Below are 15,558 nucleotides of genomic sequence, written 5' to 3'. Positions count from 1 at the left end.
GGCGGACTCCACTCGAACAAAAGTCGATAAATGACAAAGGCTGAAACATTCATGATTGTTGGCGCACGTCGAAAAGACCCTGCATGAGGGTGACGTGCGAACCGCTGTCTGCGGTTATATGCCTGATCAGGATCCATTGAAACGATCAGGACCGCGGATCATAGCCTAAACTGAGCGAGAGATCTTCTGTTTCTCACAGATTCTTCCCGATTTATCCACAGGATGATCCAGAATCGGCTAAGTGTAAACGATCCTGGAGAAGTGCTGCAGGTTTTCGCGCGCATATTGAAAAAATTAATGAGTAAAGATGCTTTACTGCGAAAACGATCTAATAAAGATCCCGTGCGATCCTTGCGCTTTATCCACCAGCCCGTATAATTCTTACCCCCAGCGAGTAAAGGTCGCCTCACGGCGTCAACGCTGCCTGTTTTTTACGCGAAACCATGCGGAAAAAAGCGGGAATTAAGGAAAGAGAATTGACTCCGGAGTGTACAATTATTACAATCCGGCCTCTTTAATCACCCACACTGTGGCGTAAGTCGTTCGAAGTTCGTTCGGGTATACGCAAAAGTCAGTGAATTTATTCAAGTTTAGGTAGAAATCGCCATGAAACGCACTTTTCAACCGTCTGTACTGAAGCGCAACCGTTCTCACGGCTTCCGTGCTCGTATGGCTAATAAAAATGGTCGTCAGGTTTTGGCACGTCGTCGTGCTAAAGGCCGTTCTCGTCTGACCGTTTCTAAGTAATAAAAGCTAGCCCCTGAGTGGTTAAGCTCGCATTTCCCAGGGAGTTACGTTTGTTAACTCCCACTCATTTCACATTCGTCTTCCAGCAGCCACAACGGGCTGGCACGCCGCAAATCACCATTCTCGGCCGCCAAAATTCGCTGGGGCATCCCCGCATCGGTCTAACGGTCGCCAAGAAAAATGTTAAACGTGCGCATGAACGCAACAGGATTAAACGCCTGACGCGTGAAAGCTTCCGTTTACGTCAGCACGAACTTCCAGCAATGGATTTCGTAGTGGTGGCTAAAAAAGGGGTTGCCGACCTCGATAACCGTGCTCTCTCGGAAGCGTTGGAAAAATTATGGCGTCGCCATTGTCGCCTGGCTCGCGGGTCCTGATAGCCCTCATTCGGGTCTATCAACGCCTGATCAGTCCGCTGCTTGGGCCGCATTGCCGTTTCACTCCAACCTGTTCGAGCTACGGAATTGAGGCATTGCGCAGGTTTGGAGTGATAAAAGGCAGTTGGTTGACGGTGAAACGCGTATTAAAATGCCACCCTTTACACCCTGGTGGTGACGATCCCGTCCCACCCGGACCATTTGATACCAGAGAACACTAACGATGGATTCGCAACGCAATCTTTTAGTCATCGCTTTGCTGTTCGTGTCTTTCATGATCTGGCAAGCCTGGGAGCAGGATAAAAATCCGCAACCTCAGGCTCAACAGACCACGCAGACAACGACCACCGCAGCGGGTAGCGCCGCCGACCAGGGCGTACCGGCCAGTGGCCAGGGGAAACTGATTACGGTTAAGACTGACGTGCTTGATCTGACCATCAACACCCGTGGTGGTGATGTGGAACAGGCTTCACTGCCAGCTTACCCGAAAGAACTCGGTTCTACCGAACCGTTCCAGTTACTGGATACCACGCCACAGTTCATCTATCAGGCACAGAGTGGCCTGACAGGTCGTGACGGCCCGGATAACCCGGCTAACGGCCCGCGTCCGCTGTACAACGTCGACAAAGACGCTTTTGTACTGGCTGACGGTCAAAATGAACTGCAGATCCCGATGACCTATACAGACGCCGCTGGCAACACGTTTACCAAAACGTTTGTTCTCAAGCGCGGTGAGTATGCGGTAAGCGTTAACTACAGCGTGCAGAACGCCAGCGAGAAGCCGCTGGAAATCTCCACCTTTGGTCAGCTGAAGCAATCCATCAATCTGCCCTCTCATCTCGACACTGGTAGCAGCAACTTTGCGCTGCATACCTTCCGTGGCGCGGCTTACTCCACGCCTGATGAGAAGTATGAGAAATACAAGTTCGACACCATTGCTGAAAACGAAAACCTGAACGTCAACGCTAAAGACGGCTGGGTCGCAATGCTGCAGCAGTATTTCGCCACGGCATGGGTTCCGCGTAACGACGGCACCAATAACTTCTATACCGCAAATCTGGGTAACGGCATTGCCGCTATCGGCTATAAATCTCAGCCGGTACTGGTTCAACCGGGCCAGACAAGCGCGATGACCAGCACCCTGTGGGTTGGCCCGGAAATTCAGGATAAAATGGCGGCCGTTGCACCGCACCTGGATCTGACCGTCGACTACGGTTGGTTGTGGTTCATCTCTCAGCCGCTGTTCAAACTGCTGAAGTGGATCCATAGCTTCCTGGGTAACTGGGGCTTCTCTATCATCGTTATCACCTTTATCGTTCGTGGCATCATGTACCCGCTGACTAAAGCGCAGTACACCTCCATGGCGAAGATGCGTATGCTGCAGCCGAAGATTCAGGCAATGCGTGAGCGTCTGGGCGATGACAAACAGCGTCAGAGCCAGGAAATGATGGCCCTGTACAAAGCTGAGAAGGTTAACCCTCTGGGCGGCTGCTTCCCGCTGATCATCCAGATGCCAATCTTCCTGGCACTGTACTACATGCTGATGGGCTCCATTGAACTGCGCCATGCGCCGTTCGCACTGTGGATCCATGACCTGTCTGCACAGGACCCGTACTACATCCTGCCGATCCTGATGGGCGTAACGATGTTCTTCATTCAGAAGATGTCGCCGACCACCGTGACCGACCCGATGCAGCAGAAGATCATGACCTTTATGCCGGTCATCTTCACCGTGTTCTTCCTGTGGTTCCCGTCAGGTCTGGTGCTGTACTATATCGTCAGCAACCTGGTAACCATTATTCAGCAGCAGCTGATTTACCGTGGTCTGGAGAAGCGTGGCCTGCATAGCCGCGAGAAAAAGAATTCCTGATTCGGTTGTAGGCCGGATAAGGCGAAGCCGCCATCCGGCAAACGGAACATAAATTAAAGGGCGGTCGATTGACCGCCTTTTTTATTATTGGTATTTAAGAGACATATCATGAGCCATAACGACACCATCGTCGCTCAGGCCACCCCACCGGGACGTGGTGGTGTGGGTATTCTGCGCATCTCCGGCCTGAAAGCCCGCGAGGTTGCAGAATCCGTACTGGGCAAACTGCCAAAACCACGTTATGCCGACTACCTGCCGTTTAAAGATGCCGATGGTAGCACGCTGGATCAGGGCATTGCCCTGTGGTTCCCCGGTCCAAACTCCTTTACAGGTGAAGACGTTTTAGAATTGCAGGGCCACGGCGGCCCGGTCATTCTCGACCTGCTATTAAAACGTATTCTGACTATTCCCGGCCTGCGTATTGCCAGACCCGGTGAGTTCTCGGAGCGCGCGTTCCTGAACGATAAACTCGATTTAGCCCAGGCAGAAGCCATTGCCGACCTGATCGATGCCAGTTCAGAACAAGCCGCACGTTCCGCGCTGAACTCCTTGCAGGGTGCGTTCTCCGCCCGCGTAAATCACCTTGTGGAAGCACTCACTCACCTGCGCATCTACGTGGAAGCGGCGATTGATTTTCCGGATGAGGAAATCGACTTCCTCTCTGACGGTAAAATTGAAGGCCTGCTTAATAACGTCATCGCCGATCTCGATGCCGTACGGGCCGAAGCGCGTCAGGGTAGCCTGCTGCGTGAAGGGATGAAGGTGGTGATCGCCGGACGTCCTAACGCCGGGAAATCAAGCCTGCTGAACGCCTTAGCGGGCCGTGAGGCGGCGATTGTCACCGACATTGCTGGCACCACCCGCGACGTGCTGCGCGAACATATTCATATCGACGGTATGCCGCTGCATATCATCGACACCGCCGGTCTGCGTGACGCCAGTGACGAAGTCGAACGCATTGGTATCGAACGCGCCTGGCAAGAAATCGAACAGGCCGACCGCGTGCTGTTTATGGTGGATGGCACCACCACCGATGCCGTCGACCCGGCCGATATCTGGCCTGATTTTATCGCACGTTTGCCGACGAAGTTACCCATCACCGTAGTACGCAACAAAGCGGATATCACCGGAGAAACGCTGGGCCTTAGCGAAGTAAATGGCCACTCACTGGTTCGCCTCTCCGCGCGTACCGGCGAAGGCGTGGACGTGCTGCGTAACCATCTCAAGCAGAGTATGGGCTTCGAAACCAATATGGAAGGCGGTTTCCTGGCGCGCCGTCGTCACCTGCAGGCACTGGCAGAAGCGGCAGAGCATCTCGAGCAGGGCAAAGCTCAGCTGTTGGGCGCCAGGGCCGGAGAATTGCTGGCAGAAGAGCTACGCCTCGCGCAGCAGAATCTCAGTGAGATCACTGGGGAGTTTACCTCCGACGATCTGCTGGGACGGATTTTCTCCAGCTTCTGTATCGGTAAGTAACGTTGTGTTGCCCGGTGGCGCGATGCTTGCCGGGCCTACAGGACCCGTAGGCCCGATAAGGCAAAGTCGCCATCCGGCAACAAGTGATTTCCTCACAGGAAATCACTGTTGTCCGAATGGCAACTCGTGCTACTGACGCTGTCCCCGTATTCTTAGCGCCACATTCCTCATGAGGTCGCTATGACACGCTTTTTAATCTGCAGTTTTGCTCTGGTTCTGCTTTATCCTGCCGGTATTGATATGTATCTGGTGGGGTTACCGCGTATTGCCGCCGACCTTAACGCCAGCGAAGCACAGCTGCATATCGCATTTTCGGTGTATCTGGCCGGAATGGCCGCGGCGATGCTGTTCGCCGGTAAGATTGCCGACCAGTCGGGTCGTAAACCGGTCGCGATTGTCGGCGCCCTGATCTTTATTTTTGCTTCCGCCCTGTGTTCATTCGCCGAGAGCGGTACGCCGTTCCTGGTGGGCCGTTTTATTCAGGGAATTGGCGCAGGCTGCTGTTATGTAGTGGCCTTTGCGATTTTGCGCGATACGCTCGACGATCGCCGCCGGGCGAAGGTGCTGTCTCTGTTGAACGGTATCACCTGTATCGTGCCAGTTCTGGCCCCGGTAATGGGGCATCTGATTATGCTCAAATACCCGTGGCAGAGCCTGTTCTACACAATGATTGGTATGGGCGTGGCAGTTTGCCTGCTATCGGTGTTTATCCTGCGAGAATCGCGCCCAGCGACGCTCTCAAGGTCTGCGGGTGTTGAGCAGCGCACCGAATCGCTGGTAAACCGCTTTTTCCTCAGCCGACTGGCGATTACCACGCTCAGCGTGTCGGTGATCCTTACCTTCGTCAACACCTCGCCGGTGCTACTGATGGAGGTAATGGGTTTTGACCGCGGTGAATACGCCACGACCATGGCGATGACCGCAGGGGTCAGTATGGCGGTCTCTTTCTCCACACCGTTCGCCCTGAGCCTGTTTAAGCCCCGTACCCTGATGCTGGCCTCGCAGGTGCTGTTCCTGAGCGCAGGCGTGGTGTTAACCCTTGCCAGCTCGCATGCAGTTACACTGTTTGGCCTGACGTTAATCTGTGCCGGATTCTCGGTCGGTTTCGGCGTTGCCATGAGCCAGGCGCTGGGACCGTTCTCGCTGCGAGCGGGCGTCGCCAGCTCAACGCTAGGCATCGCCCAGGTTTGTGGCTCATCGCTGTGGATTTGGCTGGCGGCTGTCCTCGGGCTTGACGCGTTGAATATGCTGATCGGGATTCTGATTGGCTGTAGCATAGTGAGCATCATGCTGATTATCACTGTTGCTCCTAACCGGTCCGCGCCTACTCATGAAGAAATCCCTCAGCAGTCTCGATCTTAATTTACTGCTCTGCCTGCAGCTCCTGATGCAGGAGCGCAGCGTCACCAAAACCGCCAAACGGATGAACGTCACGCCGTCGGCGGTCAGTAAATCGTTGGCGAAGCTGAGATCCTGGTTTGACGATCCGCTGTTTGTAAACACCCCGCTGGGGCTGACGCCGACGCCGTTGATGGTCAGTATGGAACAGAACCTGGCGGAGTGGATGCAGATGGGCAATCAGTTGCTCGATAAGCCGCATCACGAAGCACCGCGCGGGTTGAAGTTTGATCTGGTGGCCGAGACGCCGCTGGTGATGATCATGTTCAACGCACTCTCGCAGCAGATTTATCAACGCTATCCGCAAGCGTCCATCAAAGTGCGCAACTGGGATTACGATTCGCTGGACGCCATTATTCGCGGTGAGGTGGATATCGGGTTTACCGGGCGCGAAAGCCACCCGCGCTCACGCGAGTTGCTGAGCCTGCTGCCGTTATCTATCGACCATGAGGTGCTGTTTTCCGATCTCCCCTGCGTCTGGCTGCGCGAAGATCATCCGGCGTTACGAGAAGAGTGGAACCTGGAGACCTTCCTGCGCTATCCGCATATCAGCATCAGTTGGGAACAAAGCGATACCTGGGCGCTGGACGATGTGCTGCAGGAGATGGGACGCAAACGCACTATCGCCCTGAGCCTACCGGGGTTTGAGCAGTCTCTGTTTATGGCCGCCCAACCGGATCACGCGTTGATAGCCACTGCCCCAGTCTACTGTCAGCGTTATAATCAACTCCACCAGCTTCCACTGGTGGCACGCCCGCTGCCCTTTGATACCGCACAGCTGGAAAAAATGCGCGTACCGTTCACCCTGCTCTGGCATAAACGTAACAGCCACAATCCAAAGATCGTCTGGCTGAAAGACACGATCAAGACGCTCTATCGTGATATGTCCTGACACTGCGCGCCCAAATTGTTGCTAAATTAACCATGATAGTGTCAGAAATGTAAATGTCGCGTAATGTATCCCGTTTTCGCCTGATTTTTAGGCAGCAAAGCCTGCCTGGACGCCGTGTAAATGTTACTCTGGTAATAATCACGGACCATTAATCACGGAGCGAAAAATGGCGACACATTTTGCCAGAGGGATTCTTACGGAGGGACACCTGATTTCAGTTCGCCTCCCTTCTCCATGTCATATCGAAGCAAACAGCCTCCCAACTCACCGCCGAACACGCTTTCTGGCCTCCAGAAGCCTCCTCGCTGAACTGATGTTTATGCTTTACGGCACCAGCTCGCTGCCCGAAATCGTGCAACATGCCAAAGGCAAACCGGTCTTTCGCGATAAAAATCTGCCCGGATTTTCCATTTCCTATGCCGGAAATATCGTCGGCGTTGCGCTGACGACAGAAGGCAGCTGCGGCCTGGATATGGAACTTCAGCGAGCAATCCGTGGGTTTAACTATCCACATTCGACGGACACCAGGCGCTTTTCCAGCAACGAAAACCTGTGGATCAACAACCAAAGCGATCCGAATGAAGCACGCGCACAGCTCATTACCCTGCGCCAGAGCGTACTCAAACTTACCGGTGATATGAGCAATGACGATCCGCGCGAACTCCAGTTGTTACCCGGCGCCGGACGCCTGAAATGCGCCCATACGGCGCAGATCGAAGCCATTTGCGATGCGGAAGATGTGCTGGTGTGGTCGGTCGCGGTGACGCCAGCCATTGAAAAACTCAAGGTTTGGGAGTTTGATGGTAAGCAGGATTGGAAAAGTTTGCCCGATATCCAGACTCGCGCCAATGAGCCAACGGGCCGCCTGATCCGCTTCTCTCAATTATCCGCAGCGAAGAGCTACACGCTTAACTGATTTAACCTTCATGATGAAACAGGAGTAACCATGTCCGAAACATTGAATGTTGTTACGTTACTGGGGAGCCTGCGCAAAGGCTCATTTAATGGAATGGTTGCCCGTACGCTGCCAAAAATTGCCCCGGCAGGGATGGACGTCAACGCATTACCGTCGATTGGCGATATTCCACTGTACGATGCCGATCTACAGCAGGAAGAAGGTTTTCCGGCAAGCGTAGAAGCGCTGGCTGAGCAGATCAGAAAAGCGGATGGCGTGGTGATTGTCACACCAGAATATAACTATTCGGTACCAGGTGGACTGAAGAACGCCATCGACTGGCTGTCCCGTCTACCCGATCAGCCTCTGGCAGGCAAACCGGTGCTGATCCAGACCAGCTCAATGGGCGCGATTGGCGGTGCCCGCTGTCAGTACCATCTGCGCCAGATTCTGGTGTTCCTTGACGCCATGGTCATGAATAAACCGGAGTTTATGGGCGGTGTCATTCAGAATAAAGTGGATACACAAACCGGCGAAGTGATTGATCAAAGCACGCTGGATCACCTGACGGGCCAGTTAGCCGCCTTCGGGGATTATATTCAGCGCGTAAAAGCATAAAAGAAAAAGCCCGCCAGCAGTAATGCCGGGCGGGCTGTAGAGAATACCGATATTTTAGTGTGCGTCGATAAACACAATCTTCAGCACAAACAGCAGCGCCACAACGATCACGCATGGGCTGAGGTCGCGGAAGCGTCCGGTACCGATTTTCATTACGCAGTAGGAAATAAAGCCCAGCGCGATACCTTCGGTAATCGAGAAGCTAAACGGCATCATCACGGCGGTAATAAACGCCGGGACCGCTTCGGTCAGGTCATCCCACTTCACGCGTGACAGGCTGGAGGTCATCAGCACACCGACATAAATCAGCGCACCTGCTGCCGCATAGGGCGGCACCATTCCCGCCAGCGGCGACAGGAAAATCACCAGCAGGAACAGGATCCCCACCACGACAGCCGTCAGGCCAGTACGCCCACCAACTGAAACCCCGGAAGACGACTCGATATACGCAGTCACCGAAGAAGTACCGATAAAGGACCCGGCAACCGAGGAGACGCTATCCACAAACAGCGCCTGCTTCATGCGCGGAAACTTACCTTTTTCATCGGCCAGACCCGCTTTGTCCGTCACACCAATAAGCGTACCGGAGGAGTCGAACAGGTTAACCAGCATGAAGGAGAAGATCACCCCCGCCAGCCCCAGGTTGAACGACCCGGCAAGGTCAACATGGCCCACAACGGTGGTGATGCTCGGTGGTGCAGAAACGATACCGTTATAGTGCACATCGCCCAGCATCCAGCCCAGCAGGGTGGTGACGATAATCGAAACCAGCACCGCCGCATGAATGTTGCGGGACGCCAGAATAGCGATAATGAAGAAGCCCAAGACCCCCAGCAGCACGCTGTGAGAAGTCAGGTTACCGATGGAAACCAGCGTATCCTTGTTCGCCACGATAACGCCGGCATTTTTCAGCCCCATCATGCCGATAAACAGACCGATACCGCTGGTGATCCCCACGCGCAGACTGACCGGAATGTTGGCAATCATCCAGTAACGCACGCGGAAGATAGTCAGCAGCAGCAGACCCACCGCACCCCAGAAGATAGCGCCCATACCTACCTGCCACGGCAGGCCCATTGCCTGTACCACGACGAACGCGAAGAAGGCGTTCAGCCCCATCGCTGGCGCCAGCGCCACCGGCAGGTTAGCGAATACGCCCATCAGGATACTGCCCAGCGCCGCAATCAGACAGGTGGTCACGAAGACGGCACTGGTGTCCATTCCGGCTACGCCCAGAATTTGCGGGTTGACGAAAACGATGTAGACCATCGTCAGGAACGTGGTGAAACCGGCGATCACTTCGGTCCGTGCCGTCGTGCCATGTTCGCGCAGTTTAAACACGCGTTCCAGTATGCCCCGGCCAGAAGCCTGGGTTGTGTGTTGTTGACTCATTATCAATTTCCGAACAAGGAGGGAAAATTCGTCGCTATCCTATACCAAAATGCGACAATAGGGTGGGTTATGAGCGATTTTTTTCCATTGATTTTGCTTATACGGCAACGATTGCGTCGCCCAATAATGCTGTACGTAAACGTTAAACTTGTTAAAACGGAAATGACATGTCCCAGATAGAAGCTGTATTTTTTGACTGTGACGGAACCCTCGTCGACAGTGAAGTCATTTGTTCTCGCGCGTATGTCAGCATGTTCCAGGCGTTTGGCATTACGCTCGATCTTGAAGAGACGTTTAAACGCTTCAAGGGGGTAAAGCTCTACGAGATCATCGACATTATCAACGACGAGCACGGTGTCGAACTGGCAAAAGCCGAACTAGAACCGATTTACCGCGCCGAGGTCGCACGCCTGTTCGATACGGAACTGGAGGTGATTGCGGGTGCCAACGCGCTGCTGGATAGCATGGCAGTGCCGATGTGCGTGGTGTCGAACGGTCCGGTCAGCAAAATGCAGCACTCGTTGGGCAAGCTAGGCATGCTGCATCATTTCCCGGATTTACTGTTCAGCGGCTATGATATCCAACGCTGGAAGCCCGATCCGGCGCTGATGTTCCATGCGGCAAAAGCCATGAACGTCAATCCGCAAAACTGCATTCTGGTGGATGATTCTGCAGCGGGTGCGCAGTCAGGGATTGATGCCGGGATGGAGGTGTTCTACTTCTGCGCCGATTCGCACAACAAACCGATCGATCATCCTAAAGTGACGACCTTTACCGATCTGGCACAATTGCCGGCATTGTGGAAGGCGCGGGGTTGGAATATCGTCGATTAAACAGTAGGCCTGATAAGCAAAGCGCCATCAAGCGGATGGCGCAGAATGCCGGATGCGGCGTAACGCCTTATCCGGCCTACAATAGCGACGCCGGGGATTCCGGCGAACGCAACAAGCCGCTTATTCCTTCGGGTCTTTACCCGCCAGCAGCTTATCCAGCTCATCGCCGCCGACGTGACGGAAATCTTGTCCCTTCACGAAGTAGAAGATGTATTCGCAAATATTCTGGCAACGGTCACCGATACGCTCGATAGAACGGGCGCAGAACAGTGCGGTCAGCACGCTCGGAATGGTGCGCGGGTCTTCCATCATATAGGTCATCAGTTGGCGTACGATGCCCTCATATTCCTGGTCAACTTTCCTGTCTTCACGGTAAATACGCACCGCTTCGTCCAGATCCATCCGCGCAAATGCATCCAGAACATCATGCAGCATTTGCACCGTATGGCGACCCAGTGATTCCAGGCTTACCAGCAACGGCTGATGCTGCAGGGAGAATTTCTCCAGCGCGGTACGGCAAATTTTATCCGCTACATCACCAATACGTTCCAGCTCGGCGATAGTTTTGATGATTGCCATCACCAGGCGCAGGTCGCTCGCCGTCGGCTGACGCTTGGCAATTATGCGCACACAGGCTTCATCAATCGCCACTTCCATCATGTTGACGTTCTTATCACCCTCAATGACGCGCTTCGCCAGCTCGCTGTCCTGGTTGTGCATAGCGGTAATGGCATCAGAAAGCTGCTGCTCCACCATGCCGCCCATGGTCATTACCTGGGTGCGGATGCTTTCCAGTTCTGCGTTGAACTGGCCGGAAATATGTTTATTAAGGTTCAGACTGTCCATAACGCGCTCCTGAATCAACCGTAACGGCCGGTGATATAATCTTCTGTTTGTTTCTTCGCGGGCTTGGTGAACAGATCGTCCGTGTTGCTGAACTCAATCAACTCGCCCAGGTACATAAACGCCGTGTGGTCGGAACAACGCGCAGCCTGCTGCATGTTGTGGGTAACGATAACGACGGTGTAATCCTCTTTCAGCTCGGTGATCAGCTCTTCAATACGCCCGGTAGAGATCGGGTCGAGCGCCGAACACGGCTCATCCAGCAGCAACACTTCAGGGCGAATGGCAATACCACGCGCAATGCACAAACGCTGCTGCTGACCACCGGAGAGAGAGTACCCGCTCTGGTGTAGTTTATCTTTGGTTTCATTCCATAATGCGGCCTTGGTCAAGGCCCACTGCACGCGCTCGTCCATGTCTGCACGCGAGAGTTTTTCAAACAGACGGACACCAAACGCGATGTTGTCGTAGATGGACATCGGGAACGGCGTCGGCTTCTGGAACACCATCCCTACTTTGGCACGCAGCAGCGCGATATCCTGGGTATTGGTGAGAATATTGTCGCCATCCAGCAGGATTTCACCTTCCGCACGCTGTTCTGGATACAGTTCAAACATTTTGTTGAAGGTACGCAGAAGCGTTGATTTACCACAGCCTGATGGCCCGATAAACGCCGTGACCTGGTTTTTAGCGATATCCAGGTTGATGTTCTTCAGGGCATGGAATTTGCCGTAGTAGAAGTTCAAATCACGAACCTGAATCTTACCTGGGGCAGTATCAACCATACTCATTTCAATCTATTCCTTATCATGCCTGATGGCGCGCAGCTTATCAGGCCTACAAATATGTTCGACCGTAGGCCGGATAAGGCGTTTACGCCGCCATCCGGCAATTCGTCTTAACCGTGTTTCTTCTTCGCGAAAATAACTCGTGCCAGAATGTTCAGCAGCAGTACGCACAGGGTAATAATCAGCACCCCGGCCCAGGCCAGTTGCTGCCATTCCACAAATGGGCTCATCGCAAACTTAAAGATGGTCACCGGCAGGTTGGCTATCGGCTGCATCATGTCGGTGCTCCAGAACTGATTGGAGAGCGATGTAAACAGCAGCGGAGCGGTTTCACCGGCAATACGCGCAATCGCCAGCAAGACACCGGTGATAATGCCGGAGACAGACGCCTTCAGGGTGATCGCTGAAATCATCTTCCACTTCGGCGTACCCAGCGCATAGGCCGCTTCACGCAGGCTATCCGGCACCAGTTTGAGCATGTTTTCGGTGGTACGAATCACGATTGGCACCTGCAGCAGCGCCAGCGCAATCACGCCCGCCCAGCCAGAGAAGTGCTCCATTTTCGCGACGACCACGGTGTAAACGAACAGACCCACAACAATCGACGGCGCAGACAGCAGGATGTCGTTGATAAAGCGGATAATCTCAGCCAGCCAGGACTTACGCCCGTACTCGGCCAGATAGATGCCCGCCATAATACCGAGCGGCGTACCCAACACGGTCGCCCACAGGATCAACAGCCCGCTGCCCGCCAGGGCATTCGCCAGACCGCCACCCGCCGTATTCGGCGGCGGCGTCATTTCAGTGAACAGCGCCAGCGACATACCGTCGATACCGCGAACCACCGTTGAGAACAGGATCCACACCAACCAGAACAGACCGAACGCCATCGTCCCCATTGAGAGTGTCAGTGCGATGCGGTTTTTCAAGCGGCGACGCGCCTGCATCTTACGACGAGACTCCGCCAGCGCGGCGGTGTTTTGCATATCAAGCGTAGCCATTAGCGTGCCCCCTCGTTCTTCGCAAGGCGCATGATCATGAACTTAGACGCTGCCAGCACGATGAAGGTAATCACAAACAGGATCAGCCCCAGTTCCATCAACGCAGCCACATGCAGGCCAGATTCCGCTTCGGCAAATTCATTCGCCAACGCAGAGGTAATACTGTTACCCGGCATAAACAGCGATGCACTGTCGAGCTGGTAGGTGTTACCGATGATAAAGGTCACCGCCATGGTTTCACCGAGCGCGCGGCCAAGACCCAACATCACGCCGCCAATCACCCCATTTTTGGTGAACGGCAGGACGATGCGCCAGATGACTTCCCAGGTAGTACAGCCGATGCCATAGGCTGACTCTTTCATCAGTACCGGCGTTTGTTCGAACACATCGCGCATGACCGCCGCAATGTACGGGATGATCATAATGGCCAGGATCACACCGGCTGCCAGAATACCGATACCAAAGGCCGGACCCGCAAACAGGGCACCCACAAACGGAATATTGGAAAGGATGTTACCCACCGGCTCCTGGAAGTAGGTAGCAAACAGCGGGGCAAAAATAAACAGGCCCCACATGCCGTAAACAATACTCGGGATCGCCGCCAGCAGTTCAATTGCAATGCCCAGCGGGCGACGTAACCAGTTAGGTGCTAACTCAGTCAAAAATAAAGCGATGCCGAAGCTCACCGGAACGGCGATCAGCAAGGCGATAAACGAGGTCACCAGCGTTCCGTAAATCGGTACCAGCGCACCGTAGATATCGTTTGGCGCATCCCACTCTTTGGTCCACAAAAATGAGAAACCAAATTTTTGAATGCTTGGCCAGGAGGAGATGATCAGAGAGACAATAATGCCACCCAACATCAATAGCACAATCAGCGCAGCCAGTTTTACCAGCACGCTGAATATCATGTCACCCTTTTTACCCGGTGGGTTAAAAGCAGGCTTGGTTGCAGCCATAAATCACTCTTTAAGTTAAACTCGTTTACTCAGTTGCCCATGCCGGATGGCGCTACGCTTATCCGGCCTACACTCTGGGCCTACGGTTTCTACCGTAGGGCGGATAAGCGTAGCGCCATCCGCCAATTCGTCAAAGATATTCTATTAGTACAGTGCTTTACCGCTGCTGTCTTTCACGTTGGTCTTCCATGCAGCACGAATCTGCTCAACCACGTTATCCGGCAGGCTGGCGTAATCCAGGTCATTCGCCTGTTTACCGCCATTTTTGTACGCCCAGTCAAAGAATTTCAGCACTTCAACGCCCTGCTCAGGTTTCTTCTGCTCTTTGTGAACCAGGATGAATGTGGTGGACGTAATCGGCCACGCCTCATCACCTTTCTGGTTAGTCAGATCCTGGGCGAAGGTTTTGCTCCAGTCAGCGCCTTTTGCCGCATTTGCAAAGTTTTCTTCGGTCGGGCTTACCGGTTTACCGTCAGCAGAAATCAGTTTGGTATAGGCCAGGTTGTTCTGCTTAGCGTAAGCATATTCAACGTAACCAATGGAGCCTGGCAGACGCTGTACGAACGCGGCGATACCGTCGTTACCTTTACCACCCAGACCGGTTGGCCAGTTAACGGTAGAGCCTGCACCAATTTTAGATTTCCACTCTTCGTTCACTTTTGCCAAGTAGCTGGTGAACACGAAAGAGGTACCGGAACCATCAGCACGACGCACAACGGCGATGTTCTGCGAAGGCAGTTTCAGCCCTGGGTTCAGTTTGGTGATGGCTTCATCATCCCACTTCTTGATTTTGCCGAGGTAGATATCACCCAGGGTCTTACCGTCCAGCACCAGTTCGCCGGATTTCAGGCCAGGGATATTTACAGCCAGCACGACACCGCCGATCACGGTCGGGAACTGGAACAGGCCTTCCTGTGCCAGTTTCTCATCAGACAACGGTGCATCAGAAGCGCCGAAATCAACGGTATTTGCCGTAATTTGTTTTACACCACCGGAGGAGCCGATACCCTGGTAGTTGACTTTACTACCGGTCTCTTTCTGATAAGTATCAGCCCATTTGGCATACACTGGCGCAGGAAAAGTTGCACCTGCACCTGTCAGGCTCGCTGCGGCAAATACAGAGAACGCGCTCATGGATAAGGTCGCGGCGACAACAGTTGCGACAGTGGTACGCATAACTTTCATAATGTCTCCTGCACGGTTTTCGTAAATCATTGTTTGAGTTGCTACTGTGAGCAAAATAGGACAAACAGGTGACAGTTAAATGTACGAAATATGACAGTTTTATGACAATGGAAAAAAGTGAAATACAGAATTTAAAAAATACTGCAAAAACAAGTTATTAACGCATTTCATAACAATAACATTTCGCGAAAATTTTATTTTTATGACACTTAAAAGCGTAGCCAAGGATGACTATTTTTCATCAAAATGCCGTGATGTATTTCTTTTCTAACGGTTCAAAAAACAGG

17 protein-coding genes are annotated in these 15,558 nt (G+C 53.5%); 11 read left to right on the top strand and 6 right to left on the bottom strand.

Translation table 11 applies throughout. The features are described 5' to 3' along the window. Positions 1–222 precede the first annotated feature (222 nt). The 10 genes from AC3ITF_RS22415 (at position 223) to AC3ITF_RS22370 (ending at position 8,270) form a co-directional block, all read left to right on the top strand. Entirely contained in the window at positions 223–378 is a 156-nt protein-coding gene (locus AC3ITF_RS22415; protein WP_420022524.1) for a hypothetical protein, read from the top strand. Between the two features lie 228 nt (positions 379–606). Beyond that, positions 607–747, top strand: coding sequence for a 50S ribosomal protein L34 (gene rpmH, locus AC3ITF_RS22410; protein ID WP_003023858.1), 141 nt, complete (start codon positions 607–609; stop codon positions 745–747). Positions 748–764: 17 nt separating this feature from the next. Continuing rightward, on the top strand, positions 765–1,124 hold the full coding sequence (rnpA, locus tag AC3ITF_RS22405; protein WP_096758995.1) for a ribonuclease P protein component: 360 nt from the start codon (positions 765–767) through the stop codon (positions 1,122–1,124). Further along, entirely contained in the window at positions 1,088–1,345 is a 258-nt protein-coding gene (gene yidD, locus AC3ITF_RS22400; RefSeq protein WP_003023846.1) for a membrane protein insertion efficiency factor YidD, read from the top strand. The genes rnpA and yidD overlap by 37 nt, the downstream gene beginning before the upstream one ends. Before the next feature lie 2 nt (positions 1,346–1,347). Then, positions 1,348–2,994: a membrane protein insertase YidC gene (yidC, locus tag AC3ITF_RS22395; RefSeq protein ID WP_115259883.1), complete on the top strand. Its 1,647-nt coding sequence runs from the start codon at positions 1,348–1,350 to the stop codon at positions 2,992–2,994. Between the two features lie 108 nt (positions 2,995–3,102). After that, positions 3,103–4,467, top strand: coding sequence for a tRNA uridine-5-carboxymethylaminomethyl(34) synthesis GTPase MnmE (gene mnmE, locus AC3ITF_RS22390; RefSeq protein WP_096758993.1), 1,365 nt, complete (start codon positions 3,103–3,105; stop codon positions 4,465–4,467). A gap of 180 nt (positions 4,468–4,647) precedes the next feature. After that, positions 4,648–5,829 carry an MFS transporter gene (locus AC3ITF_RS22385; RefSeq protein WP_117342604.1) on the top strand — a complete coding sequence of 394 codons (1,182 nt, stop codon included), beginning with the start codon at positions 4,648–4,650 and terminating at the stop codon, positions 5,827–5,829. Further along, positions 5,798–6,757, top strand: a complete 960-nt coding sequence (gene yidZ, locus AC3ITF_RS22380) for an HTH-type transcriptional regulator YidZ (RefSeq protein WP_117342605.1) — start codon at positions 5,798–5,800, stop codon at positions 6,755–6,757. Before AC3ITF_RS22385 ends, yidZ begins: the two co-directional genes overlap by 32 nt. Before the next feature lie 166 nt (positions 6,758–6,923). Next, complete coding sequence (locus AC3ITF_RS22375; protein WP_181618221.1) at positions 6,924–7,673, top strand: 4'-phosphopantetheinyl transferase family protein; 750 nt, start codon at positions 6,924–6,926, stop codon at positions 7,671–7,673. Between the two features lie 30 nt (positions 7,674–7,703). Then, positions 7,704–8,270, top strand: coding sequence for an NADPH-dependent FMN reductase (locus tag AC3ITF_RS22370; protein WP_096758989.1), 567 nt, complete (start codon positions 7,704–7,706; stop codon positions 8,268–8,270). A 54-nt stretch (positions 8,271–8,324) separates the two neighbouring features. On the opposite strand, the gene adeP is transcribed toward AC3ITF_RS22370, so the two are convergent. Continuing rightward, on the bottom strand, positions 8,325–9,662 hold the full coding sequence (gene adeP / locus AC3ITF_RS22365; RefSeq protein ID WP_138140552.1) for an adenine permease AdeP: 1,338 nt from the start codon (positions 9,660–9,662) through the stop codon (positions 8,325–8,327). 167 nt (positions 9,663–9,829) lie between these two features. Here adeP and yieH point away from each other — a divergent pair, with 167 nt between their 5' ends. Continuing rightward, positions 9,830–10,495: a 6-phosphogluconate phosphatase gene (gene yieH / locus AC3ITF_RS22360; RefSeq protein WP_096758988.1), complete on the top strand. Its 666-nt coding sequence runs from the start codon at positions 9,830–9,832 to the stop codon at positions 10,493–10,495. 120 nt (positions 10,496–10,615) lie between these two features. On the opposite strand, the gene phoU is transcribed toward yieH, so the two are convergent. From phoU to pstS, 5 genes are all read right to left on the bottom strand, one after another. Then, a complete protein-coding gene (phoU, locus tag AC3ITF_RS22355) occupies positions 10,616–11,341 on the bottom strand; it encodes a phosphate signaling complex protein PhoU (protein ID WP_115259878.1) in 726 nt (241 codons plus the stop codon). A gap of 14 nt (positions 11,342–11,355) precedes the next feature. Beyond that, complete coding sequence (pstB, locus tag AC3ITF_RS22350; protein WP_003023821.1) at positions 11,356–12,129, bottom strand: phosphate ABC transporter ATP-binding protein PstB; 774 nt, start codon at positions 12,127–12,129, stop codon at positions 11,356–11,358. Positions 12,130–12,236: 107 nt separating this feature from the next. After that, on the bottom strand, positions 12,237–13,127 hold the full coding sequence (gene pstA / locus AC3ITF_RS22345) for a phosphate ABC transporter permease PstA (protein ID WP_096758986.1): 891 nt from the start codon (positions 13,125–13,127) through the stop codon (positions 12,237–12,239). Next, complete coding sequence (gene pstC, locus AC3ITF_RS22340; RefSeq protein WP_096758985.1) at positions 13,127–14,086, bottom strand: phosphate ABC transporter permease PstC; 960 nt, start codon at positions 14,084–14,086, stop codon at positions 13,127–13,129. The genes pstA and pstC overlap by 1 nt, the downstream gene beginning before the upstream one ends. 144 nt (positions 14,087–14,230) lie before the next feature. After that, positions 14,231–15,271: a phosphate ABC transporter substrate-binding protein PstS gene (gene pstS / locus AC3ITF_RS22335; RefSeq protein WP_096758984.1), complete on the bottom strand. Its 1,041-nt coding sequence runs from the start codon at positions 15,269–15,271 to the stop codon at positions 14,231–14,233. Between the last annotated feature and the right edge of the window lie 287 nt (positions 15,272–15,558).

This window comes from Citrobacter sp. KH_055_1, assembly GCF_057838705.1.
Note: the sequence above shows the minus strand (reverse complement) of the source record. Positions and strands in the feature narration are given on the sequence as shown.

What these genes read in the sequence shown, in the direction of transcription:
- AC3ITF_RS22415 (WP_420022524.1), top strand. Translation starts at nt 223, where the DNA reads ATGATCCAGAATCGGCTAAGTGTAAACGATCCTGGAGAAGTGCTGCAG.
- rpmH (WP_003023858.1), top strand. Translation starts at nt 607, where the DNA reads ATGAAACGCACTTTTCAACCGTCTGTACTGAAGCGCAACCGTTCTCAC.
- yidD (WP_003023846.1), top strand. Translation starts at nt 1,088, where the DNA reads ATGGCGTCGCCATTGTCGCCTGGCTCGCGGGTCCTGATAGCCCTCATT.
- yidC (WP_115259883.1), top strand. Translation starts at nt 1,348, where the DNA reads ATGGATTCGCAACGCAATCTTTTAGTCATCGCTTTGCTGTTCGTGTCT.
- mnmE (WP_096758993.1), top strand. Translation starts at nt 3,103, where the DNA reads ATGAGCCATAACGACACCATCGTCGCTCAGGCCACCCCACCGGGACGT.
- AC3ITF_RS22385 (WP_117342604.1), top strand. Translation starts at nt 4,648, where the DNA reads ATGACACGCTTTTTAATCTGCAGTTTTGCTCTGGTTCTGCTTTATCCT.
- yidZ (WP_117342605.1), top strand. Translation starts at nt 5,798, where the DNA reads ATGAAGAAATCCCTCAGCAGTCTCGATCTTAATTTACTGCTCTGCCTG.
- AC3ITF_RS22375 (WP_181618221.1), top strand. Translation starts at nt 6,924, where the DNA reads ATGGCGACACATTTTGCCAGAGGGATTCTTACGGAGGGACACCTGATT.
- AC3ITF_RS22370 (WP_096758989.1), top strand. Translation starts at nt 7,704, where the DNA reads ATGTCCGAAACATTGAATGTTGTTACGTTACTGGGGAGCCTGCGCAAA.
- adeP (WP_138140552.1), bottom strand. Translation starts at nt 9,662, where the DNA reads ATGAGTCAACAACACACAACCCAGGCTTCTGGCCGGGGCATACTGGAA.
- yieH (WP_096758988.1), top strand. Translation starts at nt 9,830, where the DNA reads ATGTCCCAGATAGAAGCTGTATTTTTTGACTGTGACGGAACCCTCGTC.
- phoU (WP_115259878.1), bottom strand. Translation starts at nt 11,341, where the DNA reads ATGGACAGTCTGAACCTTAATAAACATATTTCCGGCCAGTTCAACGCA.
- pstB (WP_003023821.1), bottom strand. Translation starts at nt 12,129, where the DNA reads ATGAGTATGGTTGATACTGCCCCAGGTAAGATTCAGGTTCGTGATTTG.
- pstA (WP_096758986.1), bottom strand. Translation starts at nt 13,127, where the DNA reads ATGGCTACGCTTGATATGCAAAACACCGCCGCGCTGGCGGAGTCTCGT.
- pstC (WP_096758985.1), bottom strand. Translation starts at nt 14,086, where the DNA reads ATGGCTGCAACCAAGCCTGCTTTTAACCCACCGGGTAAAAAGGGTGAC.
- pstS (WP_096758984.1), bottom strand. Translation starts at nt 15,271, where the DNA reads ATGAAAGTTATGCGTACCACTGTCGCAACTGTTGTCGCCGCGACCTTA.